Raw genomic sequence first — 24,636 nt, 5'->3', positions numbered from 1 at the left:
GGCCAACGGCTGGTACTGAGCCACACCCACAGCATGACCCACCAAGGCGGCGGCCCCCGATCCCCGGGGGCCGCCGCCTTTCGCCGTTTCCCCACGCCCTCGCCGCCACGGACCGAAACAAGATTTTCTTACCGAAATCGCAATCTCCCGCCAGAGGTCGCCCGTATGTCCTAGTGAACCCGCAAGACGAAGGGAAAGACCATGTCCCTCTTCAGTCACCTGGCACCCGCCAAGCGGCACTCCAAGGACCGCAAGTCCACGACCAGCATGAACGGAAGGACGTCCCACCACCGCAAGCACCACCGTCGTACCTCCAGCACCGGCACGCACAAGTGATGCCGGGACGACATCCGGCAACGTCGCGGTTTCCGTGAAACTCCGCCGTCGGACCGCCCGCAGCGCCGCCCCGTTCGCGGCGCTGCGACGGTCGTTCACGGTCGGCGAGCAGGAGGGCGAACAGCTCGTCGCCGCCGCGCCGGCACTGCCGGTGCGGCAGATCTTCCGGCGGTTCTGGCCCTACACGCGCGGCGGGCGGAGGTGGCTGCTGCCCCTCGTCGCCTTCTGCGTCGTCGGCCCCGCCCTCGACGCGGCCGAGATATGGCTGTTCAAGGTGGTGGTGGACGACGTTCTCGTCCAGCGCGACCTGAGCGCGTTCCCGTCGATCGCGCTGGCGTACGTCGGGCTCAACCTCGCCTCGGGCCTCCTGTCGTTCGCCGACGACGTGACCTCCGTCTGGGTCGGTGAGCGTTTCCTGCTCGCCCTGCGGGCGGACGTCTTCCGGCACGTGCAGCGCCTGTCCCTCGGCTTCTTCGAACGGCGCAGGCTCGGCGACGTCCTGGCCCGGGTGACCGGAGACGTCGACGCCGTCGAGACGTTCCTGCTGTCGGGCGTGGCCCAGGCCCTGTGGTACGTGATGCGGCTGGGCATCTTCCTGGGCATGCTCTTCTATCTGAGCTGGGAGCTGACGCTGTTCGCCCTCGTCATCGTCCCCCTGTTCTGGTGCGCGGCCCGCTACTTCTCCCGGCTGGTGAAGGCCGCCTCCCGGGAACGCCGCCGCCGCAGCGGTTCGGTCAGCGCGGTCGCCGAGGAGGTCCTGGGCAACATCGCCCTGGTCCAGGCGTACAACCGCCAGGAGTGGGAGCAGGGCAGGTTCCAGCGCGAGATCCTCGGACGCTACCGCGCCACCATGGCCTCGACCAGGATCCGTGCCGTCTTCGGGCCGCTGGTGGACCTGGTCGAGCTGAGCGGGGCCCTGCTGGTGATGGGTCTGGGCACCTGGCAACTGGCCCGCGGCCGTCTCACCCTGGGCGAGCTGCTGGTCTTCCTGGCCCTGCTCGGCAAGCTGTACAGCCCGATCCGCGGTATGTCCCACCTGACCAGCACCTTCTACGCGGCTTCCGCCGCCGCGGAGCGGATCGTGGAGCTGCTCGACCAGCGCCCGCTGGTCGCTGAGGCCTCCCGTCCGGCCCGGCTCGGGCGCGCTCGCGGGCACGTGGAGTTCGACGCGGTCGGCTTCACCTATCCGGGAACGGAGCGGCCCGCGCTGTGCGATGTGTCGTTCCGTGTGGAGCCCGGGCAGACCCTGGCGCTGGTCGGGGCCAGCGGCGCGGGGAAGTCCACCGTCGCCAAGCTCCTGCTGCGCTTCTACGACCCCGAGCGGGGCACCGTCCGGCTGGACGGCGTGGACCTGCGGACCCTGGGGCTCTCCGATGTCCGGGACAACGTGGCCGTGGTGCTCCAGGAGACCCTGGTCCTGCACGGCACCGTGCGCGAGAACATCCTCTACGGCCGTCCGGACGCCGGTGACCGGGAGGTCGTCGCGGCGGCCCGCGCCGCGGACGCGCACGGTTTCGTCACCGCTCTGCCCGAGGGCTACGACACCGTCGTGGGCCAGCGGGGCAGGCTGCTGTCCGGAGGCCAGCGCCAGCGTCTGGCGATCGCCCGGGCCATGATCCGCGACGCGCCCGTCCTCGTTCTGGACGAGCCGACCACCGGGCTGGACGCCGCGTCGGGCCGACGGGTCATGGAGCCGCTGCGCCGGCTCATGGCCGGACGCACCACCATCCTCATCTCCCACAATCTGCTCACCGTCCACGACGCCACCTCGATCCTGGTGCTGGACCACGGCCGGGTCGTCGAGCAGGGAACCCACCACGACCTCCTGCGGAGCGGCAAGGCCTACGCCCGGCTGCACCGACTGCACGCTCCCGCGGAGCCCGCCGCCACGGTCTTCGCCGCTTCCACGACCAAGGCATTCCCATGAGCCTTCCGATCAGCCCCGCGCACCTCGCCCCGCCGCGAGCGGGCCCCCGCCACCGGACCACCCCGCCCCTCACTCCCCTGCCGCCCAGGGCGAGACCGGTGGCCGGCTACGAGATCCTCGCCCATCTGACCAGGACCGGCTGGCTCGACGTGTACGACGCGTGGAGCGACGAGCGGGACTGCCGCTGTCTGCTGAAGACGCTGCGCCCGGACCGCCGGCACGAACCGCGGCTGCGGGAACGTCTCCTGCGCGAGGGCCGCTGGCTGCAGGCGTTCAGCCATCCGCATCTGGTCCGCGCCTACGAGACCGTCGAGGCGCCCGAACCCCTCGTCGTCCTGGAGACGCTGGCCGGCGAGACGGTCGCCCATCTCATCGGCCGCCTGCGCCGCCGTCTCCCCGCCCAGGACATTGCCTTCCTGGGCCTGCACCTGTGCTCCGCACTGCACTATCTGCACGGCCGGGACCTGCTGCACCTGGACGTGAAGCCCTCGAACGTGATCATCGACTGCCGGCGTGCGAAACTCCTCGACCTCAGCGTCGCCCGCCCGCCGGGGCCCGCGCCCCCCGGTATCGGAACCCCCTGCTATCTCGCGCCCGAGCAGGCAAGCGGTGCGGGCCTGTCCGCCGCCGCGGATGTCTGGGGCGTGGGCATCACCCTCTACGAGGTCGCCACCGGCGACCTTCCCTTCCCCGAGATCACCACCACCACGACGGACGGGGAGCCGTCCGGTGACGCCGACGCCGGCACCCCGTCCGCCTCCGTGAGCACGGGCGACAGCGGCACCTACGACCGGCCGGGCCGCTACCCGCAGCTGGAAGGCAGGGCAGCACCCGTGGGCACCCTGCGCCGACTGCCGCGTACGCTCGCCGCCGCCGTCGACGCCTGCCTGGCACCGGACCCCGCCGCCCGGCCGGACCTCGCTTCCCTCGCCGCGGCGTTCGACGCGCTGCTGCCCTCCCACCGCAAGGACGTGGAACCGGCCTCGTCCGCCCCGGCCCCCGGACCCTCCCCCGGCGAAGGAGGCCGCGCATGAGTGAGCACCCCATGGGGCTTTCTCCTGAGTGGATGCCCGATGACGCGCTGCTGGCGGGGCTGACCACCGACGACCCCGAGTTCGCGGTGGCGTTCGTCCGCCGGTTCCAGCACAAGGTCTACGGGGTGGCCATGACGGTCACCGGCGACGCCCAGCTCGCCGAGGACGTGGCCCAGCAGACCTTCGAACAGGCCTGGCGCCACGCCCAGGTCTACGACCCACGCCGCGGGTCGGTCCGTACGTGGGTGACGGCCATCGCCCACAACCTGGCGATCGACGCCGTGCGCTCCCGCAGGACCGTCCCCGTCGACCCCACCCGCATGGCACCGCTGCTGGAGGCGGCCACCGACACCCCCGAGCGGCTGGCGGTGGCCGACGAGGACTCGGCCGAGTTGCGGCGGGCGATCGCCGAGCTGCCCCCGAGCCAGGCCCGCGCCGTCGTCATGGCCGGCGTCTACGAAATGACCGCGCAGCAGGTGGCGGACCTGGAACGGGTGCCGCTCGGCACCGCCAAGACCCGGATCAGGACGGCGCTGGCCAAACTGCGCAAGTCGCTGACGCTTCGGCAGGACACACCGTCATGACCGGCGATGACGTGTTCGCGTGCCAATGGCTGCGGGACGCCGCCGCCGAACTGGCCCTGGGCATCCTGCCCGCCCGGGAGCGAGCCGTCGCCCTGGCCCACCTCCAGCGTTGCCCCGCCTGCCGCGAGGATGTGCGGGAACTGACGAGCACCGCCGACGAACTGATCCATCTGATTCCCGGACGCGAGCCACCGGTGGGGTTCGAGACCCGCGTGCTCCAGCGCATCGGCATACCGCCCCCACACCGCCGGCGGACCCGGCACCGGCGGTTCGCCCTCGCCTTCGCGGCCTGCGGGGCGGCCGCGGCACTGACCGCGGGCGGATGGGCGATCGGCGTCACCTCCGTGCCCTCGCCCTCCGCCACCGCCCCGGATCGGCTGGTCAGCGCCGAGCTCACCTCCCACGGCCGGGACGTCGGACAGGTCGTCGCCCACACGGACGGGCCGCGGTGGATCTACATGTCGGTGGATGCCGACGACCTGCCGGCACGGGCCCGGACGACCCTGCACGCCACGCTCACCTGCCAGATCGTTCGGGCGGACGGCTCCACCACGACCGTCGGCACCTTCTCCCCTGCGTCCGGCTACGCCCGCTGGGGCGCCCCCTACCCCGACGGCTCGGCGCCCGTGACCAAGGTGCGCCTGCTCGCGGCCGACCACTCGGTCGTGGCCGGCGCCACCCTCCGCCCGTCCGGCTGAGCGGCCCGGACCGTCGGTGCGCGGCGGTGCCGAAGCCGTGGGCGCAGACCGGGTGGCCGGTGTGGCAGAACTGCTTGGCCCTTGGGGCCGGCCTTGATGGGTCGCGGCCGGGCAGGACGGAGGCGGTGGCCGTCGGCGAGGAGGTCCTGGGCGGCCCGCAGGCCGATGCCGCTGTTGCCGCTGTGGTCACTCCCGCCGTGAAGTGGACCGCCTGGGCCAGCTCTTCCGTCACGACCTCGGTGGCCCGGCCCCGGGCGTTCGTGGCGGTGAGGCGTCGCAGCCGTGCACGGCACCGCCGAACAGCAGACGGGTCGAGCCGTCCTCGGATCGCAGCCGCGCGGCTCAGCCGACCTCCAGCAGTCCCGCCCGGAAGCGCTCGGACACGTTGCCGGGACGGTCGGCCGGCCCTGTCAGGCCGACCAGGTGAGGCGGCCCCGGGCGCATCGCCGCCCCGGTCCCGGACAGTGCGTTCGTCATGTAGGCCATGATGCGGCACCTCGGCCAGGGGCCTGGACGCCTGGACGCCTGGACGCCTGGACGCCTGGACGCCTGGACGACCGCGTGGCGCAGGCCCCTTGAGCCGGTGTCAGGCGAGCGAGAGAAGGATCTTGCCTCGGCCGGTGCCCGTCTCCAGGAGCTCATGGGCCTTTGCCGCCTCGGCCAGGGGCAGGGTCTGGGTCACCCCGGCGCTGATCCGGCCCGCCGCGAGCAGGCGGAGGGCCTCGTCGAGGTAGGCGCCGATCCGGTCGGGGGCCCGACGGGCGAGGTCGCCGATGTTGAACCCGGCGATGGTCCGGTTGCCCTTCCACAGGTCCCACACCGAAGCCGTCCACTGCTCGTGCCGGCCGAGGTCTCCATAGGCCACCACGCGGCCGAACGGCGCCAGCGCGGTCAGGCTCTGCTCCCGGACCGGCCCGCCGACCGGATCGAGCACCAGGTCCACGCCGCGTCCACCGGTCGCCTCGGCCAGGTGCTCCGCGAATCCCTCACGCAGGAACACCGCGTCGTAGCCGAGCCCGGCGGCGTACGGGATCTTCTCCACCGAGCCGACCGTGCCGTACACGCGGCCGGCTCCCATGTCCCGGGCCAGCTGCGCGGCCGCGGAGCCGACGCCTCCCGCCGCGGAGTGGATCAGCACGTCCTCCCCCTCCCGCAGCCGTCCGGCGTCCTTGAGCACGCCGAAGGCCGTCGGATAGACGCAGGGCAACGCCGCCGCCCGGGCCGGGTCGGCCTCTCCCGCCGCCGTGTGCAACGGCCTCACGAACCGGGTGTCGACGGCCACCGTCTCGGCGTATCCGCCGAAGGCCGGCAGATACGCCGCCACCGGCTGACCGACCGCCGGCCCGCTCACCCCCGCGCCGAGCGCGACGACCGTCCCCGACACCTCCAGTCCGGGGATGTCCACTCCGCCGGGCCCGTCCGGGGCGCCGAACTCGCCCCGGCGGTGCTGGATCTCGGCGAAGTTGACGCCCGCGAAGGCGACCCGCACGGCGACCTGGCCCGGAGCGGGCACCGGCTCGGGCACCTCCAGCTCCTCCAGTACCTCGATGCCGCCGTTGATCCGGAACCCGACCGCGCGCATCACGCACTCCCCTCGTCGTGACGGCCGTCCCCGGTGTCGGCCGCGTGCGGGCGGCAACCCAGGTGGCGATCTTGATATTCCCGCCGCGGACGGCCGCGAGCCGGCAGGTCGTCCTCCGGAGACCTGCCGGCTCGCTGTGCCGGTATGAAGGGGAGGCGGGGGGGCTGGGGTTCCGTCAGCCGCGCGGACGCTCGAAGGTCAGCAGGAGGCCCTCGACGGCGCCGGGTCCGATACGGCCCTTGACGTCGGCGGAGGTGATGGCCTTGAGGCCCCAGCCGTCCTCGGCGTGCTTGTTCAGGACCTTCTCCAGCTTGTCGCTGTCCAGGGCGTCGCCGATCAGCGATTCCCGGAACGTGACGACCTTGTACTCGTAGACGTGGGGGCTGCTCATGACGGGGTCCTCCTGCCGGCCGAGCCGGGTCGGGGTGCGATGGCCGGGACCAGACAATCACCCCCGGCCGCCGGCGAGTACAGCGGCCTCCGTTTTCCCCGGAGGATTTCTCCCGACGGCGTCGAGGTACCGCTGATACCATCGATACCATGTCGGACCCCAAAGCAATGAGCCTGCGCTTTCCCGACCCCGCGCAGCGGGCCGCCATCGCGGCAGCCGCGAAGCAGGCCGGGGTCAGCATGCAGGAGTACATCCTCTCGGCCGCCTACGACCGCGCGACAGCCGTCGAGCGACGGTTCCTGGAGGGCTTCAGCGCCTCCATGGCCCGCAGCGGCGCGGCATTCGCGGCCGAACGCGGAGCCACGGATCCCGGCGCCGAACAGCGGGCGGCCGAGCAGAAGGCGCTGCGGGAGCTCGAGCGCGAGGAGCGGGGCCACGCCGCGTGACCCAGCCGGACGCCCACCCGCTCGACGTCACCTTCCTGCTCCACGCCGCAGAACTGCTCGCCGACGACCCGCAGGTCGACGACTACGGCCCCCTCTTCGCGGCGGTCGCCAGGGTCAACGCCAAGGCCATGGACCGCGATGTCTACGGATCGGTCCACCTCAAGGCCGCGGCCCTGTTGCAGACCCTGGCGAGACTGCCGAGCCTGGAACACTCGAACGAAGCGTTCGCCTGGCACGCGACCGAGGCGTATCTGATCCTCCACTCGCGCGAACTCGCGTACCCGCCCAAGGCCGCCGTGGCCCTCGTGCGCGACGCCGCCTCCGGAGCGCTCGGCGTCGCCCGGATCGCCCGTCAACTCCGCGAGTGGACCGCCGCCTGAGGGTTCGACACTTATCCCCAAGTCGACATATTGCTTCCTCTGCACGGCCGTGCCACGCTCGGGACAAATATTCGCCCAGTCGGCAGTGGGGTGTTCATGAAACGGACACGACGCCTGGTAGCTCTCCTGGTCGGCCGCAAGCGGGTCAGCGGACGATACCCGTACTGGCCCTACCAGCTCCGGTAGCCCGACACCGTGCCACACGCCGATCGCAGGGTCCCCTTCGCGGGGTCCTGCGATCGCTTGGGGAGGCCCGATGGCACGCCACGAACAGCCCAGACGGCCGCCGGGCCCGCGCGGGCGCCTGCTGACGGGCAACACGCGCGCGTACGAGGCCGACCGGATCGGATTCCTGCGGCGCTGTCACCGCGCATACGGTGACGTCTTCTCCTTCGACGAACGAACGGTGTTCGTCATCGACCCGGATGTCACCCACGAGGTGCTCGCCCGCACCGGCCAGAGCTTCGTGACCGAGCTCGCGCCGTTCGACATGCGGCGGGACCTCGATCAGGCCGCCGCCCAGGCCACGGCATGGATGTCCGCGCGCCGTGCCGCGTGGCCGGGGCTCAACCGCACGGCGGTGGCCGCGTCCGACGACCGTACCGTCGAGATCCTCGACGCGGTCCTGGCCGACGGCGCCGACCCCGAGGGCGACGTACTCACCACCATGCGCGTGTTCAGCGCCCGGGCGATCGCCGACCACTGCTTCGGCACGGACGCCGCCGACGTCACGGGACTGCTCCACGACATCATCCGCGCCACCCGGCCGTTCACGGACTCGTCCTACGAGTTCCCCGCGTGGCTGCCGATCCCTCGTCACCGGGACTTCTTCCGGTCGTACCGGCGGCTGACCGACGGGCTGACCGGGATCGTCCGGCAGCGGCGCGCCTCGAACGCCGTGGAGCCCCGGAGGGACCTGCTCGGGCTGCTGCTCGACGCCGATCCGGACCTGCCCGACGACACCGTGACGTCGACGCTCCACAGCATCCTCATGGGCGGCCACGGCGTGCCCGCCGCCGCGCTGACCTCCGTCGTATGGGAACTCGCCCGCCGACCGCGGCTCGTCGGCGACCTTCGTGACGAGGCGAACGGCCCTCGGGCGGCGTCCCTGACACCGGCCCTGCCGCTGGCCGAGGCCGTGGTCCGGGAGACACTGCGCCTCCATCCGCCCGCGTGGTTGATGACGCGCACCGCCCGTACGACAGCCGCCCTGGGCGACTGGTCGGTGGGCCCCGGTGACGACGTCCTGCTCAACGCCTACCTGATCCACCGGGATCCCCGGTGGTGGCAGCGGCCGGACGCGTTCGACCCCGCGCGGTGGTTGGACGGGCGATCGGCACCCGGCGCGGCCTACCTTCCGTTCGGTGCCGGGCCGCGGGTCTGCCTGGGCTCGCCCCTGGCCCTGCGGCAGCTCACGCTCGCGACCTCGCGGATCGCGCAGCGCTTCACCATCGATTCGCCGAACGCCGCGTCCGTGGTCCCGCGCTTCGTCGGCCGACTCGCGCCCGCGGGCCTGCGGGCAGGTTTCCGACCGGTCGGGGCGTGATCGCCCGCTGACGCGTCCTACGCCTTGCGCCGCATGGCACGGCGCGCGGGACTCCCCTGCTCCTCCGCCTTCGGGTCCTTGCCTTGTCACGAGACTTGGCTCGCACGCCCTCGGCGACGCGTTTGCCGAGGGCCTCGAGGAAGATACAGCGCACCACGTTGCGCCTTGCCGCGGGCCAGTCGGCATGCCCGTGAAGAGCCGCAGCCCGGTCGGGTCGCAGGCGATGATGCCCGCCTCCCGACCGCCGCCGCCCTGCTCCTCCTCGCCACGGCGACCATCCTGCTGCTCGCGCCCGCGCGACCGGGAGGGGCATCACCCCCGCATCGGACACGCGTACGAGTGCGGAGACGAGGAGGCCGGGCCCCGGCCCGGCCCCCTCGGCCGAGGCCGGGCCAGGCCGGGTCGTCAGAGGCGGAAGACCTGGGTGGTCGACAGTGCCGGGTCGCCCGGGCGGACGTGGAGTTCTCCGCGGTCCGGCAGCATGACCACCGCGGCGACCGTCCGTTCGCGTCGGATGTCGCCGCTGTCCGGAACCCGGATCGGGGGCTCGGACAGCACGCCGAAGTACTCCTCGGGACCGGCGTCGGCGGGCAGGGCACCGAGCCCCGCCGTGCCGGCGTCGAGTCGCCGCAGTGAGGAGTTGCGGGCGAAGACGTTGATCTCGTCGGCCGCGGTGAAGTCGGGATGCAGATAGTGGTTCGTGTGGACGACCGGCGTCGCGGCCTCGCCCAGCCGGTAGGCGCCGTCCAGGTGCTCCACCCACACCGACCGCCGGGGGTCGCAGAGCGTCAGGACCCGGGAGCTGGTCAGGCGTAGGCCGGTCAGTATCTCCAGGGCCTCCTCCACACTGGCCGCCGTGTCGAGCAGATGACGGACGGCGAGGTAGGGCGGCAGGCCGTCGGTGTGCCAGTCCCCGCCGAGGACCAGGTTGATGCCGACGGCGAGGCCGTCGCTGTTGAGGCCGAGATATCCCAGCAGTCCGCCGAAGCTGAGGACCAGCGAGCGGCGGCCGGTGCGGGGCCGGGCGACGTCCAGTACGGCGAGGTGGTCGTCGAGGTCACCGTTGAGGTCGACGGTCTGGGCGAGGACGGGGTGTCCGTCGGCGGCCGGTCCGCTCCGGGCGTAGGTGGTGCAGTCGCCCATGACGGGGACCGGGACCTTGCGGTACCCCATGATCTCCCGGCGCAGTTGGAGCAGCCATGCCTCGGACTCCTCGATGCCCGCGCCTGCCGCGATTCCCCGGACTTCCTCGGCCAGTTCCGGCGCGGCCGCCGTGACCGCCGCCCGGTGGGCGGCGATCGCCGGCCGCAGCCCGGCCAGGGTGACGGGGCCCGCCATGACCCTGCCCAGCCGGGCGAGGGAGTCGCCGAGGAACGAGCGCAGGGGGGCGGCGAGGCGTTCACCGTGCGCGTGTCCTGCGGCGAACGGCTCTCCGTGGACGCGTACGAGGGGAATGCCCGCGCCGCCGGTCACCGGACGGCGTCCAGCCGGGACACCCGCGGCCCGGCCGCCAACTGCCGCTTCACCTCGGGCCATTCGGGGCGCAGGATGCTGTAGAAGACGGCGTCCCTGCGGCGGCCGCCGGGCATGAAGTTGAAGCTGCGCAGGGTGCCCTCCTCCGTCGCGCCGATGTTCCGCAGCCCCTGCCGGGCCTGGAGGTTCAGTTCGTCGGTCTTGAACTCGACGCGCTCGGCGCCCATCCGTTCGAAGGCGTGTTCAAGAAGCAGGTACTTCGCCCAGCGGTTGACGCCCTGTCCCTGGAAGTCGACGCCCAGCCAGGACCAGCCGATCTCCAGCCGGGCGTCGGCCTCGGCCAGGTTGCCGTAGCTCATGCTGCCGGCGACACGGCCGGTGCGCAGGTCGGTGATGACGTGCACGGCGCGGCGGCCGGCCGCGTGGTCGGCGAGGGTGGCGTCGAAGAAGGCCTCGAAGTCGGCGTCGGTCTCGATGAGGCTGACGAAGTAGCGCCAGATCTCCGGGGCCATGGCGACGGCCCGGATGGCCTCCCGGTCCCCGGGAGTGAGGGGGGTGAGCCGGACGTGTGCGTTCTCCAGCGTGGGGCTCTTGAGTGCGGACCAGGTCATCGTGATCACACCGCCTTGGTGAAGTGCCGGGAGAGGGCCGCGACGACATCGCGCAGGGTGTGCATGTCGGCGAGGTCGTGTTCGGTGAAGCTGCCCAGGTCGACGCCGGTGTCCTGGCACACCGAGGTGAGGAAGAGCACCTTGTTGAGCGAGGTCAGCCCGTAGACGCCGGTCATGTCGGCGTCCGGGTCCAGGCTGTCGGGGGCCGGGGCGGGGTCGGTGAGCAGGACGGCCGCCAGGTTCTCCCGTGCGGCCTGCTCGATCTCGGGGAACGCGAAAGAATCAGAGGTGTCGGACATGGATTCCCTCCCTGTTGTCGTGGATCTCGTGTCGGTGGGCGTCGAGGATCTGCGCCCGACGGGGCTTGAACTGCGAGGTGAGCAGACCGTTCTCGATGCTGAACGGTTCCCGCGCGACGACGGCGCGGCGGATCTGTTCGTCCGGCTCCAGGCCGCTGTTGGCCAGTCGCAACTGGGCGGCGATCGCCTCGTGGTCGGCGGGCAGGGCGGCCGGGGAGACGACGGCGACCAGTTCCGTCTGTCCGGGGCAGTACAGCACGCACTCCCCGATCGCCCCGCCGCTCGACCGCACCTGTTCCTCGATCGGCCTGACGACGATCTTGCGTCCGTTGTCCAGCACGATCACGTCGTCGGCCCGGCCGTGCACGAAGAGGAAGCCGTCCTCGTCCAGATGGCCGAGGTCCCCGGTGCGCACGGTGCCGTCCACGCCGAAGATCCGCTCGGAGTCCCCGGGCGCGGCGTAGGCGTAACGCACGTTGACCGGATGGTCGCTGCGGACGCTGATCACCCCGTCCTCGCCGATGATCACCTCCTTGCCGGGCAGCACCTGTCCGACGCTGCCCCGACGGTGCGCACCGGGGTGGTTCTTGGTGACGATGCAGGTCTCGTTGAGCCCGTAGCCCTCGTAGAGGGGCAGTCCGGCCTCGTCGGAGAAGAAGCTCAGGACGGCGGGGCTCGCCGGGGCGGAGCCCGTCCACAGATAGCGGATCCGGTCGCCGAACAGCTGCTGTGCCGCCTCCCGTACGGCAGCCGTTCCCGCACCCTCGCCGGCCCGGCGGGCGCGGGCCTCGATGTGCCGGCGGGCGCTCTCGTAGAAGGCCGGTACGCCCATGACGACGGTGGGCCGCGTCCTGGGCAGCACGGCGAAGGCCGCCTCGTACGTGCTGACGGTGATGTCATGGCCGTCGACGAGCGCCGAGTAGATCCAGTAACGCTGCTGGAGCAGGGACAGCGGCAGGAACACGAACACGTCGTCGCCCGGGCCGTGCGCGAACAACTGCCGTACGGCTCGCAGCGAGCCGTCGACACTGCCCGCCGTCGCCGCCAGGCCCTTGGGTACGCCGGTGCTGCCCGAGGTGAACTTGACGGTGGTGGTGTCCAGCGGCCCGTAGTGCACGGGCGGCAGGGGCGCGCTCTCCTCCAGCGGCTTCTCCTCCAGCGGCTTCTCGGCCATCGGCCGTACCTCGGTGAGGGGTATCGCCCCCGGGGCGTCGCACGGACGGTCGGTGAAGAGCAGCGTGATGCCGTAGCGGGCCATCAGCTCGGCGGAGGGCTCGAACTTGCCGGGTTCGAGGCCCGCGGTCTCCGCCTTCAGGCGCAGCGCGGCCAGGTCGAGCAGGACCCACTCCAGGCTGTTCGCGGCGATGATCCCGATCCGGTCGCCGGGGCCCACACCGCGTTCCCGGAGCCGGGCCGCCAGCCGCCCGGACCGTTCGTACAGCTCGGCGAGGGTCAGCGTCTCCGTGCCGACGAGACGGGCGAAGGAGATCCGGCCGCCGTGCGCGGGCGGGGCGGAGACGATCCGGTTCAGGTACGAGTCCGGTGAGGTGACCGACGTGTCCGGGCTGTCCGGCATGCGTCCGTCCGTCATGCGTCCGCCCCTTTCGCGGTCCGGGTGGTGGTGAGGTGTGCGGCCATGGCGCGCAGCGTCTCCAGCTCGGCCATCCGCTCCAGCGGGATGGTGATCCGGAACTCCTTGCGCACGGCGGTGACGATGCGGGCGGCGGCGAGGGAGTCCCCGCCCAGGTCGTAGAGGCTGTCGGTCGGGGAGACCTCGGTGCGCAGGACCTTCGCCCAGATACCGGCGAGGGTCTTCTCGGTCTCGTCGGCGAAGGCCACGGGCCCGGAGGCGGAGCCGGACGCGGACCCGGCGGACCCGGGGGGCGCGTCGGCGTCCTCCTGCGGATCGGCGGCGGCCAGTGCCTTGCGGTCGACCTTGCCGTTGCGGGTCAGCGGCAGTTCCGCGTGCCAGACCACCACCGAAGGGATCATGTAGTCGGGCAGATCACGGCGGAGCGCCTCGCGCAGCTCGGGCACCGCCGGTCGGGCGTCGCCGGCCGGCACGAGGTGGGCCACCAGCCGGTCGCCGCGGGCGCCGGCCCGGGCCGCGACCACCGCCTGCCGTACGGCGTCCAGCGCCACCAGCCGGGTCTCCACCTCGCCCGCCTCGATACGGTAGCCGTTGACCTTGATCTGGAAGTCGCCCCGGCCGAGGATCTGGAGGGACCCGTCGGGCAGATAGCGCCCCAGGTCACCGGTGCGGTAGAGCCGTTCACCGCGCCGGGGGTCGTGGCGGAACCGCTCGGCGGTGCGCCGGTCGTCGCCCCAGTAGCCCCGGGCGAGACCCGTGCCTGCGGCGCAGATCTCGCCGGTCACCCAGTCCGGGGTGTCCAGGCCGTCCGGATCCAGGACGTACGCCCGGTTGTTGGCGTTGGGCCGCCCGTACGGGATGGACTCGCTGCCGTCCTCCTCGGGGCCCACGGGGTGCAGGATGTTCCAGATCGTCGTCTCGGTCGGGCCGCCGAGCGAGACCACGTCCAGCTCCGGCATGGTCCGGCGCAGCGCGGCGGGCAGCGTGGGCGGGATGCGGTCGCCGCTCATCATGACCAGCCGCAGCGCGGGCGGTGCGGTGCCGCCGGCGACCGCCTCCTCGTGCATGAGGGAGACGATGGCGGGCACCGAGTTCCACACCGTGACGCCGGCCGACGCACACAGGTCCAGCCAGTGCGCGGGGTCGGCGGCCCGCTCCGCGTCGGGCATCACGAGGGCCGCCCCTGCCGACAGGGCTCCGAAGACGTCCCACACGGACAGGTCGAAGTTGAACGCGCTGACGGCCATGAACCGGTCGGCGGGGCCGATGCGGAAGCGCTCCGCGCAGTCGGCGACGACGTTGGCCACGCTGCGGTGGCTGACCATGACGCCCTTGGGTTCCCCGGTGGTCCCCGAGGTGTAGAGGACGTACGCCAGGTCGTCGGGGCCGGCGCCCGGCAGCGGGGCGGGCGGCGGGGCCGCCGGATCCGCCGGGCCCGCGGTCAGGTCGAGGACCTCCCGGTCCGCGTCCTGGTAGCCGGTGTTGGCGAGGACGAGCCGGACCCGTCCGTCGCGCAGCATGTAGTCGCGCCGCGCGGCGGGCAGCGCCGCGTCGACCGGCAGATAGGCGCCGCCGGCCAGGACGGTGGCGAGGATGCCGGTGATCTGCTCCGGGCCGCGCGTCGCCACCAGGCCGACCAACTCGTCCCGGGCCAGGCCCCGTTCGCGCAACCAGTGGGCGGCGCCGGTGGCGCGGGCGAGGAGTTCGCCGTAGCGGACCGTGCCGGTCGACGTGATGACGGCGGGCGCGTCCGGTGCCCGGCGGGCCTGTGCGACGAAGGCATCGCCGAGCAGGGTGTCCGGCCGTGGCACGGCGGTGTCGTTGGCGGTGCGCCGCCTGGCCACCTGTGCCGGGGGCAGCAGGTCGAAGTCCGTCGCCTGCCAGGCGTGTTCCTCGGTGAGGGTCTCCAGCAGGGTCCGGTAGCCGTGGGTGAGGTCGTCGAGGAGGCCTTCGGGGAAGAGCTCGTCCACGCCGTCGAACTGGACGACGAGGCCTCCGTGCTGCTCCATGGCGAACACGTTGAGCCACACCTGCGGGGTCTGGCTCACCGAGTACGTCTCCGGTCCGAACAGTTCCAGCGCGGAGCCGTCCGCCCCGTCCCGTACGTGTCCGATGGCGCTGTTGAACGTGAACGGCATCCGCGCCCCGGCCACACCGCCCCTGCTGCGCGCCAGCTCGCGCAGCACGTCCAGGCCGGAGAAGTGCCGGTGGTCCAGGTCGGCCCGCAGCCGTGCCTGTACCGAGCGGGCCCGCTCCACGAAGGGCATCCGGCGGTCCACGGCCACTTCCACCAGCATGGTGTCGGAGAACTGGCCGATGGCGTCGAAGGCCCGGGGATGCACCGGCGGGCGGTTGGCCACCGTGGTGTTGAGGGTGAACGCGGGACCCGCGCCCCAGGTGGCGAGGGTCTCCGCGTACGCCGCCAGCAGGAGCGCGGACGGGGTGAGCCCCGCCTCGGCGGCGTGCCCGCGCACGTGCTGCCACCGCTGCGCGTCGAGCCGGACCTCCCGGGGGACGAACCGCGCCCCGATGACCGACGCGGGACTGACCCGCAGCGGCAGATCCGGGTGGGGTGCGAGGTCGTCGAGCCGGTCGAGCCAGTACGCCCGGGAGCGGCGGGCCGGTTCACGGCCGCCCGCCTTCTCCAGGACGGCCACGTGGTCGGCGAAGCGGAGCTCCTCGGGGGTGTCGTCGGCCGGCCCCTGCTCGTACGCCTCCCACCAGGCCCGGAAGAACAGGAACATGCTGATCCCGTCCATCACCAGCCCGTCGTGGCTGACGTGCAGCACCATCCGGTCGTCGGCGAGGAGGGTGACCTCCACGGCGAGTAGCGGGCCGTCGGCGGGCAGCACCCGGTGCGAGCGTTCGGCGCGCAGCGCCGCACGGATCTCCTGCTGCCGCTGGGGGTTCTCGCCGCGCAGATCCAGCCGGGCGATCCGGTACGGGTCGCCGGCCGGCTGCTCGGTCTGCCGGTCGTCGGCGGGGAAACGGGAGCGCAGTGCGCTGTGCCGGTCGACGACGGAGGCGAGCGCGTGCTGCAGCCGGTCCAGGTCCCAGGCGCCTTCGATCTCGTGGTAGACGTGGCTGGCCACGTCGCCGATCTCGAAGAGGCCGTCCCGGCCGAGCAGGTAGCCGCGCTGGAGGGGGGTCAGCGGGAACCCTCGGGTGCGGCGCTGCTCGTCGGCCAGATGGGCGACCAGGTCTTCCTTCGCGGCCCTGATCCGGGCCACGAACTCGGCGTCCATGCGCTCGCGTACGCCCTGGAGTCGCAGGTCACCGCCTTCCAGGGTGATCGCCAGACCCCGCTGCTCCGTCTCCCGGAGAAGGTCGAGGTGGTCGGGACGGGAACTCACGACCGGGCCCCTTCCGGCTCGGTCCGCTCGGCCGGCCCGGCCGGCTCGGCCTCCGGGAGGGCCGCCCGGTCCCCTGCCCGCCCGGCCAGGAGCGCGGCGAGCGCGGCGAGGTCCAGCTCGCCGAGGAGCTCCTCCAGGGTGACGTCCACATCGAGGTGGTCGAGGATCTTGTACTGGAGGGTGACCGCGGACAGCGAGGTGGTGCCGAGTTCACTGAGCGTGCGGCCGGTGAGGTTCTCGTCCTGCGGCAGGCCGAGGAGTTCCCGGACGAGACCGTCGAACCAGGCCTGCAGCGGGGACGCCGTCGCCTGCTCGGGCAGGGTGAAGAACACCGCGTCGGCGAGCCGCACCCGGGTGCCGGGGGCGAGGAGTTCGACGGTGCGCGGCCACTCGGTGGGTTCGGGCAGGCCGAGCGCGTCGGCGAGCCGGGCGGCGAAGCGCGGCATGACGGGTGCGGCACCGTGCGCCAGCAGCCGGGCGGCGGCCAGTTCCAGGGCGGTGGCCGTGCGCAGTTCGCTGTGCCAGTCCGGGCGGTCGGCGAGCAGGGCGGCCTCGCGGCGGCTGAACCGTACGGTGTCCTCCACGAGTCCGGCGAGTTCGGCGGCAGCCTCGCGCAGCGAGAAGCCGTCCGGTCCGAGGCTCGCGGTGAGGGCCGTGAGGCGGCCGCCGAGCCGGCCGAGGAAGGCCGACTGCTCGGGCGTCCAGGTGCCGGCGTCCGGTGCGCTGCCGTCGTAGGTCTTCGCGACCCGGGTGCCCAGGTCGTTCAGCCAGGTCTGCCAGGTGCCGGCCAGGGTGTCGCGGAGCACCGTCTCGTAGTCGGCGCGCCGGAAGTTGGTCCGCTCGCCCTCGGGGCGGGTGCTGGACAGGAAGTAGCGGACGGCGTCGACCGTGTCGGGGCCGAGGATCTCCTTGCCCCAGATGGCGTGCCGCCTGCTGGTGGAGAACTTGGCGCCCTCCAGGAGGTAGAACTCGTTGACGTGGTAGTCGATGTCGGGCGACCAGCCGGGGAACGCCAGCCGGTACAGCACCGGGTACAGCACCCCGTGGTAGAAGCTGTTGTCGTAGCCGAAGAAGTGGACGATCTTCCAGTCCTGTTCCGGTTCCGCCGCCCGCCACCGCTCGCCGAGCCGGGCGCCGAGCGCCTCGATGCCGTGCAGGAAGCCGTGGCTCATCTCCGGCCAGACCCAGATCACCTGGCCCTCGCCGGCCGGCTCGGCGGGGCCGACGCCCCAGGACGAGGGGTGGGTGACGGGGATGTCCAGACGGGGCCGGGCGAAGATCCGGTCGGCGAGTTCGCGCAGCCGGGCGGGGGCGCGGCCGAGCCGGTGGTGTGCGGCCACCGTGTCCCGGAACTCGTGCAGGGGCAGCGAGAACCGGGTGGCGGTGCCCCGCCGGGGGGCGGCCGCGGCGCGGGTGGTGACCGGGTCGGTGAGGTCGGCGACGGTGTTGGGTTCGCCGCACTCCTCGCAGATGTTGCCGCTGGTGCCGTGGGAGCAGCCGGGGCAGCCGCCCTTGACGTCGACCTCGTAGAGGTACTGTCCGGTCTCCGGGTCGAACAGCGCGTCCCCGGCCGTCGGGGCGACGGATCCCGATCCGGCCAGCCGGGAGAAGAAGGCCCGCAGGCCGTCCCGGTAGCCGGGCGCGGTGTCCGTGACCGTGTACTGGTCCAGTGTGATGTCCATCAGCCGCAGCGTCTCGGCGATCTCCGCGCTGTAGTGGGCGGCGGTCTCGGCCGGGGAGCGGTTCTCGGCCTGGGCGGCGGCGGTGACGTAGCTCTGGAAGTCGTCGCTGCCGGTGAGGTGCCAGACCCGGGCGCCGTTCATCCGCTGGAAGCGGGTGTAGGCGTCGGCCCCGAGGTAGGGGCCGGACAGATGGCCGAGGTGCAGGTCGCCGTTGGGCGTCGGCGGGGTGGAGAAGACGAACACCGGGCGGTCCGCGAGGCTCTTGCGCGCCGTGTCCCCGGCCGAGCGCAGCGCGCGGTCCGGGTCGCGCCAGTACTGGGTCAGGAAGACCACGTCGGTGGTGCCGGTGTTCTCCAGCACATGGGACTCGAAGGGTTCGAACAGCGCCACGGTGCCGGGCCGTGCCGGGTGGCGGCGGCCGTCGACGACGAACTCGCCCTCGCCGGCCACGATCACGAACATCTCGGTCTCGTCGTGCTGGTGGCTGTCCGAGGCGCGGCCCGGGGCGACCCGGCCCCAGCCGGCGCCCGTGCCGAGCCCTTCGATCTCGCTCATGTCGATGCCGAAGGCGTCCTTCAGGGCGCTCTCGTCGTAGCTGTCGATGATCACGGCTCGCGCCTCTCTTGGGAATGGTCCAGGGAAAGGGCCAAGGGAAGGTCCAGCAGGTCGGCCGCCTCGGCGGCGAGGGCGGGGGCCAGCCGGTAGCCCGAGCCGTTGGCGGCGCCCGCGAACACCACGCGGTGGTCGGCGGTCAGGGCGGTGACCAGGGGTTCGCCGGCCGGTCCGTAGGCGTCGCAGAAGACCCGTCCGGAGACCCGGGAGGGGTCCGACCGAGCGGGGAGGTAGCGGTCGAGGACGGCCAGGGCCTCCCGCAGGTCGGCGGCGGACAGTCCGCCGTCGCCGACGGTGTCCGGATCGACGTCCCAGTCCTGGCAGGTGTAGCTGAACAGCCAGTGGCCGCGGTGGGAGAACGGCAGCAGGAAGGCGTCCTCGTCGTGGAAGACGGTCACCCCGTCGTCGGGGGCGGGGGCCAGGTCGAGGTGCAGGGCCACGATCTTCTTGACGCGGGCCCCGAGCGGCGCCACCAGCTCCCGCCAGGCGGGGTCGGCGAGCCAGGGGCCCGGGGCGAGCACGACCCGGCCGGCGGTCAGCGTCTCCCCCGTCGCGAGCCCCAACCGGACGCCTTCGGGCCCCGGTTCGAGAGTCGTCACCCTGGTGCCCTCGCGCAGCACGGCGCGGCCGCGCAGGTCCCGGGCGAGCAGTTGGGTGAGGGCGTGCACGTCGGCGTACTGTCCGCCCCGCACGTGCCAGGCGCGGTGGCCCTCCGGAAGCCGTACCCCGGGCACGGCGTCGACGGGGGTGAGTCCGGCGCTGTCCAGGTAGACCTCGCGCACCCCGGCCTCGGAGGCGTCGGCCGCCACCACGGTCATCGGCACCGGGTGGATGGGCAGTTCGGGCCGGTCGGCGAGGAGCTTGGCGTAGTGGTCCTGGCTGTGGGCGGTCATCCGGCGCACCCGTTCGGTGACGCCGCGCGGGAAGTGCAGACCGGCCGACCGGCGGGTGGCTCCGCTGCCGGCGATGTCCCGGTCGATGACGGTGACACGGGCGGCGGGGTCGCGGGCGAGGATCTCCAGGGCCGTCATACAGCCGAGCACGCCGGCTCCGACGACCGCCACGTCCGTGTCCGTGCCCGTACTCGTGCCCGTACTCGTGCTCGTGCTCGTGGTCCGCGCGTTCCCGGGGCCTTCGGTCATGACGCGCTCCACGACTCTTTGGCGGTCTTGGCGGACCACTCGATGAACGACGGCAGCTGCTCGTCGTCGGGCACCCCGCGCAACCGGTCGGCGATCCGGCTGCTGCGCCAGGCGTTGAGGCTGAGGTTGGGGTCGGCGAGGCCGCGCTGTCCGCGTACGGCGTTCTGCACGAAGATGTTGCGGTCCAGAGGGCCGTCCCACTGCACGGCGAAGTCCTGGTCGACGCGGAGTTCGTCGCCCTCGCGCTCCAGCCGGCCGGCGATCGGGGCGAGGAAGTCCATGGGCGCCGGACGGAAGCCGGTGGCCCAGATGACGACGTCGGCCTCGTGGTGTTCGACCGAGCCCGCGTCGTCGTTGTGCCGGACCGTGAGGTCCCACGGACCGCTGCCGCCGCCGCTCACCCCTGTCACCTCGCGGTTGGGCTGGAGCCGCACCAGGTGCTGATTTCCCTCGACGAAGCGATGCACGTAGATCCGCTGGTAGAGGTCGCGGAGCGTGGCCTCGGAGATGCCGTCGCTGCTGAGGATGTGCTCGGTGTTGAAGGTGCTGCGGGTCTCGGCGGGCAGGCCGTAGAAGTAGTCGGAGTGGCTGGGCATGTAGAAGTCGTTGGTGAACGGCGAGTCGTCGATGGGGAAGTAGGTGCGCCGCCGGGAGAGCCAGCAGACCCGTTGCGGCAGCCGGTTCTGCTCGCGGGAGACCAGGTCGAGCACCGCCTCCGCCCCCGACTGGCCGCCGCCGACCACCACGATGCGCTTCCCGGCGAGGTCGTCCGCCCGCGCCAGGTACTCGCTGACGTGGAACTGGGTCGTCCCGAGCAGCCGCTCGGCCTGGGGCGGCACCCAGGGGCTGCTGCCGACGCCGATGACCACGTTGTCGGCGGTCACCCGGCGGCGGTCGGTGCGCACGGTGAAGACGCCGTCCGTGAAGCCGACCTCGGTGACGGTCTCGCCGAACACGATGTTCTCGTTGCGCCTGCTGGCCCACTCCAGGTAGTTGCGGAACTCCCTGCGCGGCACGCTGGAGAACTGGGCGTTGAGGTAGTGGTACACCCGCCCCTGGTCGTGGAGGTAGGACAGGAACGAGAAGGCGTTCGTCGGGTCGGAGAGGCTGACGAGGTCCTTGAACAGGGACACCTGGAGGGTGGTGCCGGGTATCTGCTGGCCGTCGTGCCAGCCGAAGGCCGCGCGGCGATCGAGGAAGAGGTTCGGCACGTCCGGGTAGCGGTGCAGGAGAGATGCGAGGCTCAGGTTTGCGGGGCCCACCCCGACCCCGACACAGCGGTAGTGCGTCGAGGGGTGCGGGGGATCGTGCGGGAAACTCTGCTGTCCCATGTCCGGGACTCCCTTTCTTCCGGGTGTTTCACCATGTTTTTTGCTGCTATGGCGGTGCGTTTCTCCCTCGTTCCGAGGCATGCGGGGGTACGGCGATGTGCCGCGGGTGGTGAGGTGGTGCGGAGTCTCCGCGGCCCGTACGGGGGGACGGGCCGCGGAGACGGCGGACACCCCTAGGGGTGGAAGGTGGGCCGCACTCCGTGGGCGGCCAGGGCGTCGAGCCAGCCGGCGGCCTCCGCGGGGTCCTCGGCGGCCCGGTTGAGGCCGGCGGGCAGCGCGCCGGCGAGGATCCGGGTGACACCGAGGGCGAGCGGCAGGGAGACGCACCGGGCCATGGCGCTCTCCTCGGCGGTGCCGGTCAGGTCGAGCAGGTACTCCCCCTGCCAGCTGCGGCCCCCGCCCGGCCCCGACGCCGTCCGGGCCCGCAGCGCGACGGCGAGGACGACACGGTCGCGGTCGGCAGGGGTCGTCGGATAGCGGTCGGCGAGTTCCTTGGCCAGCGCGGCGATCCGGGCCGGGTCGCCTTCGCGCACGGTGGCGAAGACCGGTTCCCACGCCTGCCGCCAGCCCGCGTTGCGCAGGGTGCCACGGACGAAGGTGCCCATGCGCCAGCCGTCCGGGATGCCGTACTGGGCGAGGAACGGAAGGCTGTCGCGGTTGGGGTAGACCTCGAAGTCCTCGCCGCCCAGCCGGAGCGTGCGGGTGGCCTCCCAGGGGTGTGCCGCGAGGCGCTCGGTGCCGTCCTCGACGTACCGCGCGGGCGAGCCGAGGGCGGCGAGCACGCCGTACGGGGCCCAGCTGAAGCGGTAGCGGAAGTCGTTGGGTACGGCGGGGACACCGCCGCAGTACGAGGTCAGGACGACGTCCTCGGCGGTGTCGCCGAGGTCGGCACGGGCGGCGGCGACCAGCCGGTGCGCCAGCAGATGGTCGATGCCCGGGTCGAGCCCGGCCTCGGTGAGGACGACCAGCCCGGCGCGGGCGGCGGCCTCGGCGCCGTCCCGGATCGGGTCGGATACATAGCTGGAGCAGGCGAAGTGGGCACCCGCGTCGAGACAGAGCCGCAGCAGTCCGGCGTGCTCGGCGGCGGGCAGCATCGACACGACGACGTCGCCGGGCCGCACCTCGGCGGCGAGCGCCTCCGGGCCGAACGCGCGGGGCCGGACCCGGCCGGTCAGGCCCAGTTCGGCGAGCCGGGCGGCGGCGCGCTCCTCGGTGCGCCCCCACAGCACGACCCGGCCGGCGTGTTCGCACAGCAGACCCAGTCCCCCGCGGCCGGTGGACAGGCCGGTGCCGATCCAGTGCACGGTGGCCTCAGGCATGGGCGGACTCCTGGACGGACCGCTGGGCGGCGTGGAAGGTGCGCAGGCAGCGTTCCCAGGGCGGGCCGCCCAGGTCGAGCAGGTGCGGCAGCAGGTCGGCGGAGAACGAGCGGCTGGCCTCGGCGGGCAGCAGGGAGGGCAGGTTGTCGATGGCGATCACGTCCAGTCCGGGCAGCCGGCGGACCGGCTGCTCCCAGGTGGTGGGGCGGTCGTTGAGCGGCAGCACGTTGCAGTCGGACGTGACGTCGCAGGTGACGTCGCTGACGACGGAGAGCCGGCGGCCGGGCGTGTCCAGGTGCTCGGCGGTCAGGAACGGCGGTACCGGACGGCTGGTGAGGACCGCGTTGACCAGGATGTCGTGGTCGAGCAGTGCCGCGCGGTCGAGGCGGCGGGTCTCGGCGAGGTCCCAGCAGGTGGGTTCGATGCCGGCGGTGGCGAACGCCTCGCGGGCGCCGCTGCCGCAGCGGCCGAGGGCGCCGGTCACCAGCGCGCGCAGTCCGTCGTCGGTACGGGAGTCCCGCAGGGCGGCGTCCAGTTCGGCGCGGCCGAGCGGGGCGAGGGGGACGGTCAGGCGGTCCCTGCGGTGCAGGACGGCGAGCGCGGCGCCGACGTATCCGGCCCAGTGGCCGAAGGCGGCGAGGCGGCGGCCGTCCTCGTCGGTGAGGTACTCCAGGTCGAGCAGCGAGCCGCCGCCGGCCGTGAAGCGGCCCAGCAGTTCCGCGGCGCCGGACTGGCCCTTGTAGGCGTGCCCGAAGAAGATGTGCCGGTGGATCAGTCGGCCTGGGTCCTCCGGAAGTTCCTTGAGGCCGAGGACGTACGTGTCGGCGGGTGCGCCGGTCCAGGAGCCCGCCGGGGCGGTCGCACAGCCCGCGGCCCGGTAGTCGCCGAGCGGGAAGGCCCGCTGCGGCGACTCCTCGACCGTGACCGGGACGCCGTGCGCCACCAGGACGGCGGCGTCCTCGGGCGTGAGGGGTGCGCGGCGCTCGCTGGAGCGGCTCTCGTGCCGCATCCACAGGCGCGGTGCGTCGGACATGCTGATGGTGCTCCCAGTTCTGTCGGGCAGTGCGGTCGGGCTGTGCGGTCGGGCTGTTCCGTGGGATCCGGCGGGCCGGGTCCGGGTCGTCAGAGGACGGGGATGCGGGCGTTGGCCAGCGGCCGGTAGTCGGGGCTGGTGGGCAGGGTGGCCGGCTGTACGCCCGCGTCCAGGAGAGCACCCACGGTGCCGGTGGCGATGGCGACGGCGAGCTCCCGGCCGGGGCAGTGGTGGGCGTCGGCGCCGAAGGTGAACACGGCCGGGTCGGTCCGGCCGGGCAGGAAGGTGTGCGGGTCGGCGTTGGCGGCCGGGTCACGGTTGGCGGCGGCCAGCACAACCAGCACCTGCTGACCGGGGAGCACCTCGGCGCCCCGGTGCCGGAAGGGCCGGGCGGCGAAGCGCCGGGTGTTCTGGATCGGGGCGTCGTGCCGGACGACCTCGCGGACCAGGAGCTCCAGCCCGTCGGCGCCCGGCGGTACGGCCTCCCCGCGGGCGAGGGCGACCAGGGTGTTGCCGATCAGCCCGGCCGTGGCGTCGTAGGTCTGGGACAGGAAGCCGATCGCGTTGGCCAGCAGCGGGGCGGTGTCCGCCCAGTCGGCGGCCCGGGCCGCCCGTACCAGGTCGCCCAGCAGGCCCTGCCCGCCCTGCTCGATTCCGGGGCCGAGCAGCTTCTGCAGCCGGTCGGCGGCCTCGGCGGCGACCCGCTGCTGCTCGGGCGTCGCGGTCGCGGGGATGCACTGGACGAAGTCGCCGATCAGGCGGGCGGCCTCGTCGTCGGCGCCGTCGTCCAGACCGCACAGCCCGGCCACCACCCGGGCGGGCACCGAGAACATCAGTTCCTCGTACGGGACTTCGCCGCCCCTGTCCAGCACGGCCCGGGTGCGGGCGGACGCCAGCCGGGCGGTGGCGCCGGGGTCGGGCCGGCCCAGCGCCTCGACGACCACCTGTTTCAGGTGCCGCTGGAGCGTGCCGTCGGTCATCCGCACCAGACGGCCGAAGACCTCCCCCGCGGGGGTGCCGGCGATTCCGGCCGGCACCGGTTCGGCGGGCGGGCGCACCCGCAGCTCCTCGGCCCGCAGGACCGCGCTCACCGCCTCGGCGTCGGCGGCCACCCAGGCGGACAGGGTCTCGTCGTGGGCGAAGGGCCGTTCGGCGACCAGGGTGGCGTAGTAGGGGTACGGGTCCGGCTCGCGGACGGCTGACACGGGGGAGGTCGAGGGAGTCAAGTCACGTTCTCCAGAAGGGAGTCGGGCGCGGCGTGCGCGG

Annotated in this window: 22 protein-coding genes; 8 read left to right on the top strand and 14 right to left on the bottom strand. The window is 72.9% G+C overall.

Annotated features, from left to right (window positions below; genetic code table 11):
• The first annotated feature begins 201 nt into the window (after positions 1–201).
• From ABZ490_RS48235 to ABZ490_RS48215, 5 genes are read left to right on the top strand one after another with little or no spacing between them, the layout of a single operon-like run.
• Positions 202–336, top strand: a complete 135-nt coding sequence (locus ABZ490_RS48235; protein ID WP_359005989.1) for a hypothetical protein — start codon at positions 202–204, stop codon at positions 334–336.
• A gap of 34 nt (positions 337–370) precedes the next feature.
• Positions 371–2,263 carry an ABC transporter ATP-binding protein gene (locus tag ABZ490_RS48230; protein WP_359005986.1) on the top strand — a complete coding sequence of 631 codons (1,893 nt, stop codon included), beginning with the start codon at positions 371–373 and terminating at the stop codon, positions 2,261–2,263.
• Complete coding sequence (locus ABZ490_RS48225) at positions 2,260–3,297, top strand: serine/threonine-protein kinase (RefSeq protein ID WP_359005983.1); 1,038 nt, start codon at positions 2,260–2,262, stop codon at positions 3,295–3,297. Before ABZ490_RS48230 ends, ABZ490_RS48225 begins: the two co-directional genes overlap by 4 nt.
• On the top strand, positions 3,294–3,881 hold the full coding sequence (locus ABZ490_RS48220) for a sigma-70 family RNA polymerase sigma factor (protein WP_359005981.1): 588 nt from the start codon (positions 3,294–3,296) through the stop codon (positions 3,879–3,881). Before ABZ490_RS48225 ends, ABZ490_RS48220 begins: the two co-directional genes overlap by 4 nt.
• Positions 3,878–4,579: a zf-HC2 domain-containing protein gene (locus tag ABZ490_RS48215; RefSeq protein ID WP_359005978.1), complete on the top strand. Its 702-nt coding sequence runs from the start codon at positions 3,878–3,880 to the stop codon at positions 4,577–4,579. Before ABZ490_RS48220 ends, ABZ490_RS48215 begins: the two co-directional genes overlap by 4 nt.
• Before the next feature lie 342 nt (positions 4,580–4,921).
• Here ABZ490_RS48215 and ABZ490_RS48210 read toward each other — a convergent pair whose 3' ends face one another.
• The 3 genes from ABZ490_RS48210 to ABZ490_RS48200 form a co-directional block, all read right to left on the bottom strand.
• Positions 4,922–5,056, bottom strand: a complete 135-nt coding sequence (locus tag ABZ490_RS48210) for a hypothetical protein (RefSeq protein ID WP_359005975.1) — start codon at positions 5,054–5,056, stop codon at positions 4,922–4,924.
• 109 nt (positions 5,057–5,165) lie between these two features.
• Positions 5,166–6,161: a zinc-binding dehydrogenase gene (locus ABZ490_RS48205; RefSeq protein WP_359005972.1), complete on the bottom strand. Its 996-nt coding sequence runs from the start codon at positions 6,159–6,161 to the stop codon at positions 5,166–5,168.
• A 175-nt stretch (positions 6,162–6,336) separates the two neighbouring features.
• The gene (locus tag ABZ490_RS48200) at positions 6,337–6,552 is read right to left on the bottom strand and encodes a DUF4177 domain-containing protein (RefSeq protein ID WP_067253445.1); all 216 of its coding nucleotides are present in this window, start codon (positions 6,550–6,552) and stop codon (positions 6,337–6,339) included.
• Positions 6,553–6,701: 149 nt separating this feature from the next.
• Here ABZ490_RS48200 and ABZ490_RS48195 point away from each other — a divergent pair, with 149 nt between their 5' ends.
• The 3 genes from ABZ490_RS48195 to ABZ490_RS48185 all read left to right on the top strand — a co-directional run bounded on the left by ABZ490_RS48195 (position 6,702) and on the right by ABZ490_RS48185 (position 8,924).
• Entirely contained in the window at positions 6,702–6,998 is a 297-nt protein-coding gene (locus ABZ490_RS48195; RefSeq protein ID WP_359005968.1) for a DUF1778 domain-containing protein, read from the top strand.
• On the top strand, positions 6,995–7,378 hold the full coding sequence (locus ABZ490_RS48190; protein WP_359005965.1) for a fic family toxin-antitoxin system, toxin component: 384 nt from the start codon (positions 6,995–6,997) through the stop codon (positions 7,376–7,378). The genes ABZ490_RS48195 and ABZ490_RS48190 overlap by 4 nt, the downstream gene beginning before the upstream one ends.
• Before the next feature lie 256 nt (positions 7,379–7,634).
• Positions 7,635–8,924, top strand: coding sequence for a cytochrome P450 (locus tag ABZ490_RS48185; RefSeq protein WP_359005962.1), 1,290 nt, complete (start codon positions 7,635–7,637; stop codon positions 8,922–8,924).
• A 405-nt stretch (positions 8,925–9,329) separates the two neighbouring features.
• Here ABZ490_RS48185 and ABZ490_RS48180 read toward each other — a convergent pair whose 3' ends face one another.
• The 11 genes from ABZ490_RS48180 to ABZ490_RS48130 all read right to left on the bottom strand — a co-directional run bounded on the left by ABZ490_RS48180 (position 9,330) and on the right by ABZ490_RS48130 (position 24,596).
• Positions 9,330–10,397 (bottom strand): C45 family peptidase, encoded by a 1,068-nt coding sequence (locus tag ABZ490_RS48180; protein ID WP_359005960.1) that lies wholly within the window; start codon positions 10,395–10,397, stop codon positions 9,330–9,332.
• Positions 10,394–11,008 (bottom strand): GNAT family protein, encoded by a 615-nt coding sequence (locus tag ABZ490_RS48175; protein WP_359005957.1) that lies wholly within the window; start codon positions 11,006–11,008, stop codon positions 10,394–10,396. The genes ABZ490_RS48180 and ABZ490_RS48175 overlap by 4 nt, the downstream gene beginning before the upstream one ends.
• A 5-nt stretch (positions 11,009–11,013) precedes the next feature.
• Positions 11,014–11,307 carry an acyl carrier protein gene (locus ABZ490_RS48170; RefSeq protein ID WP_359005954.1) on the bottom strand — a complete coding sequence of 98 codons (294 nt, stop codon included), beginning with the start codon at positions 11,305–11,307 and terminating at the stop codon, positions 11,014–11,016.
• Complete coding sequence (locus ABZ490_RS48165; protein ID WP_359005951.1) at positions 11,291–12,898, bottom strand: AMP-binding protein; 1,608 nt, start codon at positions 12,896–12,898, stop codon at positions 11,291–11,293. The genes ABZ490_RS48170 and ABZ490_RS48165 overlap by 17 nt, the downstream gene beginning before the upstream one ends.
• A complete protein-coding gene (locus tag ABZ490_RS48160) occupies positions 12,895–16,251 on the bottom strand; it encodes an amino acid adenylation domain-containing protein (RefSeq protein WP_359005948.1) in 3,357 nt (1,118 codons plus the stop codon). Before ABZ490_RS48160 ends, ABZ490_RS48165 begins: the two co-directional genes overlap by 4 nt.
• A complete protein-coding gene (locus tag ABZ490_RS48155) occupies positions 16,248–18,542 on the bottom strand; it encodes a class I tRNA ligase family protein (RefSeq protein ID WP_359005945.1) in 2,295 nt (764 codons plus the stop codon). The genes ABZ490_RS48160 and ABZ490_RS48155 overlap by 4 nt, the downstream gene beginning before the upstream one ends.
• The gene (locus ABZ490_RS48150; protein WP_359005942.1) at positions 18,539–19,687 is read right to left on the bottom strand and encodes an FAD-dependent oxidoreductase; all 1,149 of its coding nucleotides are present in this window, start codon (positions 19,685–19,687) and stop codon (positions 18,539–18,541) included. The genes ABZ490_RS48155 and ABZ490_RS48150 overlap by 4 nt, the downstream gene beginning before the upstream one ends.
• Complete coding sequence (locus ABZ490_RS48145) at positions 19,684–21,018, bottom strand: SidA/IucD/PvdA family monooxygenase (protein WP_359005939.1); 1,335 nt, start codon at positions 21,016–21,018, stop codon at positions 19,684–19,686. The genes ABZ490_RS48150 and ABZ490_RS48145 overlap by 4 nt, the downstream gene beginning before the upstream one ends.
• Before the next feature lie 173 nt (positions 21,019–21,191).
• A complete protein-coding gene (locus ABZ490_RS48140; protein ID WP_359005936.1) occupies positions 21,192–22,337 on the bottom strand; it encodes a saccharopine dehydrogenase family protein in 1,146 nt (381 codons plus the stop codon).
• A complete protein-coding gene (locus ABZ490_RS48135; RefSeq protein ID WP_359005933.1) occupies positions 22,330–23,370 on the bottom strand; it encodes a saccharopine dehydrogenase in 1,041 nt (346 codons plus the stop codon). Before ABZ490_RS48135 ends, ABZ490_RS48140 begins: the two co-directional genes overlap by 8 nt.
• 89 nt (positions 23,371–23,459) lie before the next feature.
• Positions 23,460–24,596 carry a hypothetical protein gene (locus tag ABZ490_RS48130; RefSeq protein ID WP_359005930.1) on the bottom strand — a complete coding sequence of 379 codons (1,137 nt, stop codon included), beginning with the start codon at positions 24,594–24,596 and terminating at the stop codon, positions 23,460–23,462.
• Positions 24,597–24,636 lie beyond the last annotated feature (40 nt).

It is taken from the genome of Streptomyces sp. NPDC005811 (assembly GCF_040630405.1).
GTDB lineage: Bacteria > Actinomycetota > Actinomycetes > Streptomycetales > Streptomycetaceae > Streptomyces.
Note: the sequence above shows the minus strand (reverse complement) of the source record. Positions and strands in the feature narration are given on the sequence as shown.

Bases quoted from the DNA above. Each gene is read 5' to 3' on its own strand.
- ABZ490_RS48215 (WP_359005978.1), top strand. From the start codon at position 3,878: ATGACCGGCGATGACGTGTTCGCGTGCCAATGGCTGCGGGACGCCGCC.
- ABZ490_RS48170 (WP_359005954.1), bottom strand. From the start codon at position 11,307: ATGTCCGACACCTCTGATTCTTTCGCGTTCCCCGAGATCGAGCAGGCC.
- ABZ490_RS48200 (WP_067253445.1), bottom strand. From the start codon at position 6,552: ATGAGCAGCCCCCACGTCTACGAGTACAAGGTCGTCACGTTCCGGGAA.
- ABZ490_RS48225 (WP_359005983.1), top strand. From the start codon at position 2,260: ATGAGCCTTCCGATCAGCCCCGCGCACCTCGCCCCGCCGCGAGCGGGC.
- ABZ490_RS48150 (WP_359005942.1), bottom strand. From the start codon at position 19,687: ATGACCGAAGGCCCCGGGAACGCGCGGACCACGAGCACGAGCACGAGT.
- ABZ490_RS48195 (WP_359005968.1), top strand. From the start codon at position 6,702: ATGTCGGACCCCAAAGCAATGAGCCTGCGCTTTCCCGACCCCGCGCAG.
- ABZ490_RS48235 (WP_359005989.1), top strand. From the start codon at position 202: ATGTCCCTCTTCAGTCACCTGGCACCCGCCAAGCGGCACTCCAAGGAC.
- ABZ490_RS48205 (WP_359005972.1), bottom strand. From the start codon at position 6,161: ATGCGCGCGGTCGGGTTCCGGATCAACGGCGGCATCGAGGTACTGGAG.
- ABZ490_RS48210 (WP_359005975.1), bottom strand. From the start codon at position 5,056: ATGACGAACGCACTGTCCGGGACCGGGGCGGCGATGCGCCCGGGGCCG.
- ABZ490_RS48165 (WP_359005951.1), bottom strand. From the start codon at position 12,898: ATGACGGACGGACGCATGCCGGACAGCCCGGACACGTCGGTCACCTCA.
- ABZ490_RS48220 (WP_359005981.1), top strand. From the start codon at position 3,294: ATGAGTGAGCACCCCATGGGGCTTTCTCCTGAGTGGATGCCCGATGAC.
- ABZ490_RS48140 (WP_359005936.1), bottom strand. From the start codon at position 22,337: ATGCCTGAGGCCACCGTGCACTGGATCGGCACCGGCCTGTCCACCGGC.
- ABZ490_RS48175 (WP_359005957.1), bottom strand. From the start codon at position 11,008: ATGACCTGGTCCGCACTCAAGAGCCCCACGCTGGAGAACGCACACGTC.
- ABZ490_RS48135 (WP_359005933.1), bottom strand. From the start codon at position 23,370: ATGTCCGACGCACCGCGCCTGTGGATGCGGCACGAGAGCCGCTCCAGC.
- ABZ490_RS48185 (WP_359005962.1), top strand. From the start codon at position 7,635: ATGGCACGCCACGAACAGCCCAGACGGCCGCCGGGCCCGCGCGGGCGC.
- ABZ490_RS48145 (WP_359005939.1), bottom strand. From the start codon at position 21,018: ATGGGACAGCAGAGTTTCCCGCACGATCCCCCGCACCCCTCGACGCAC.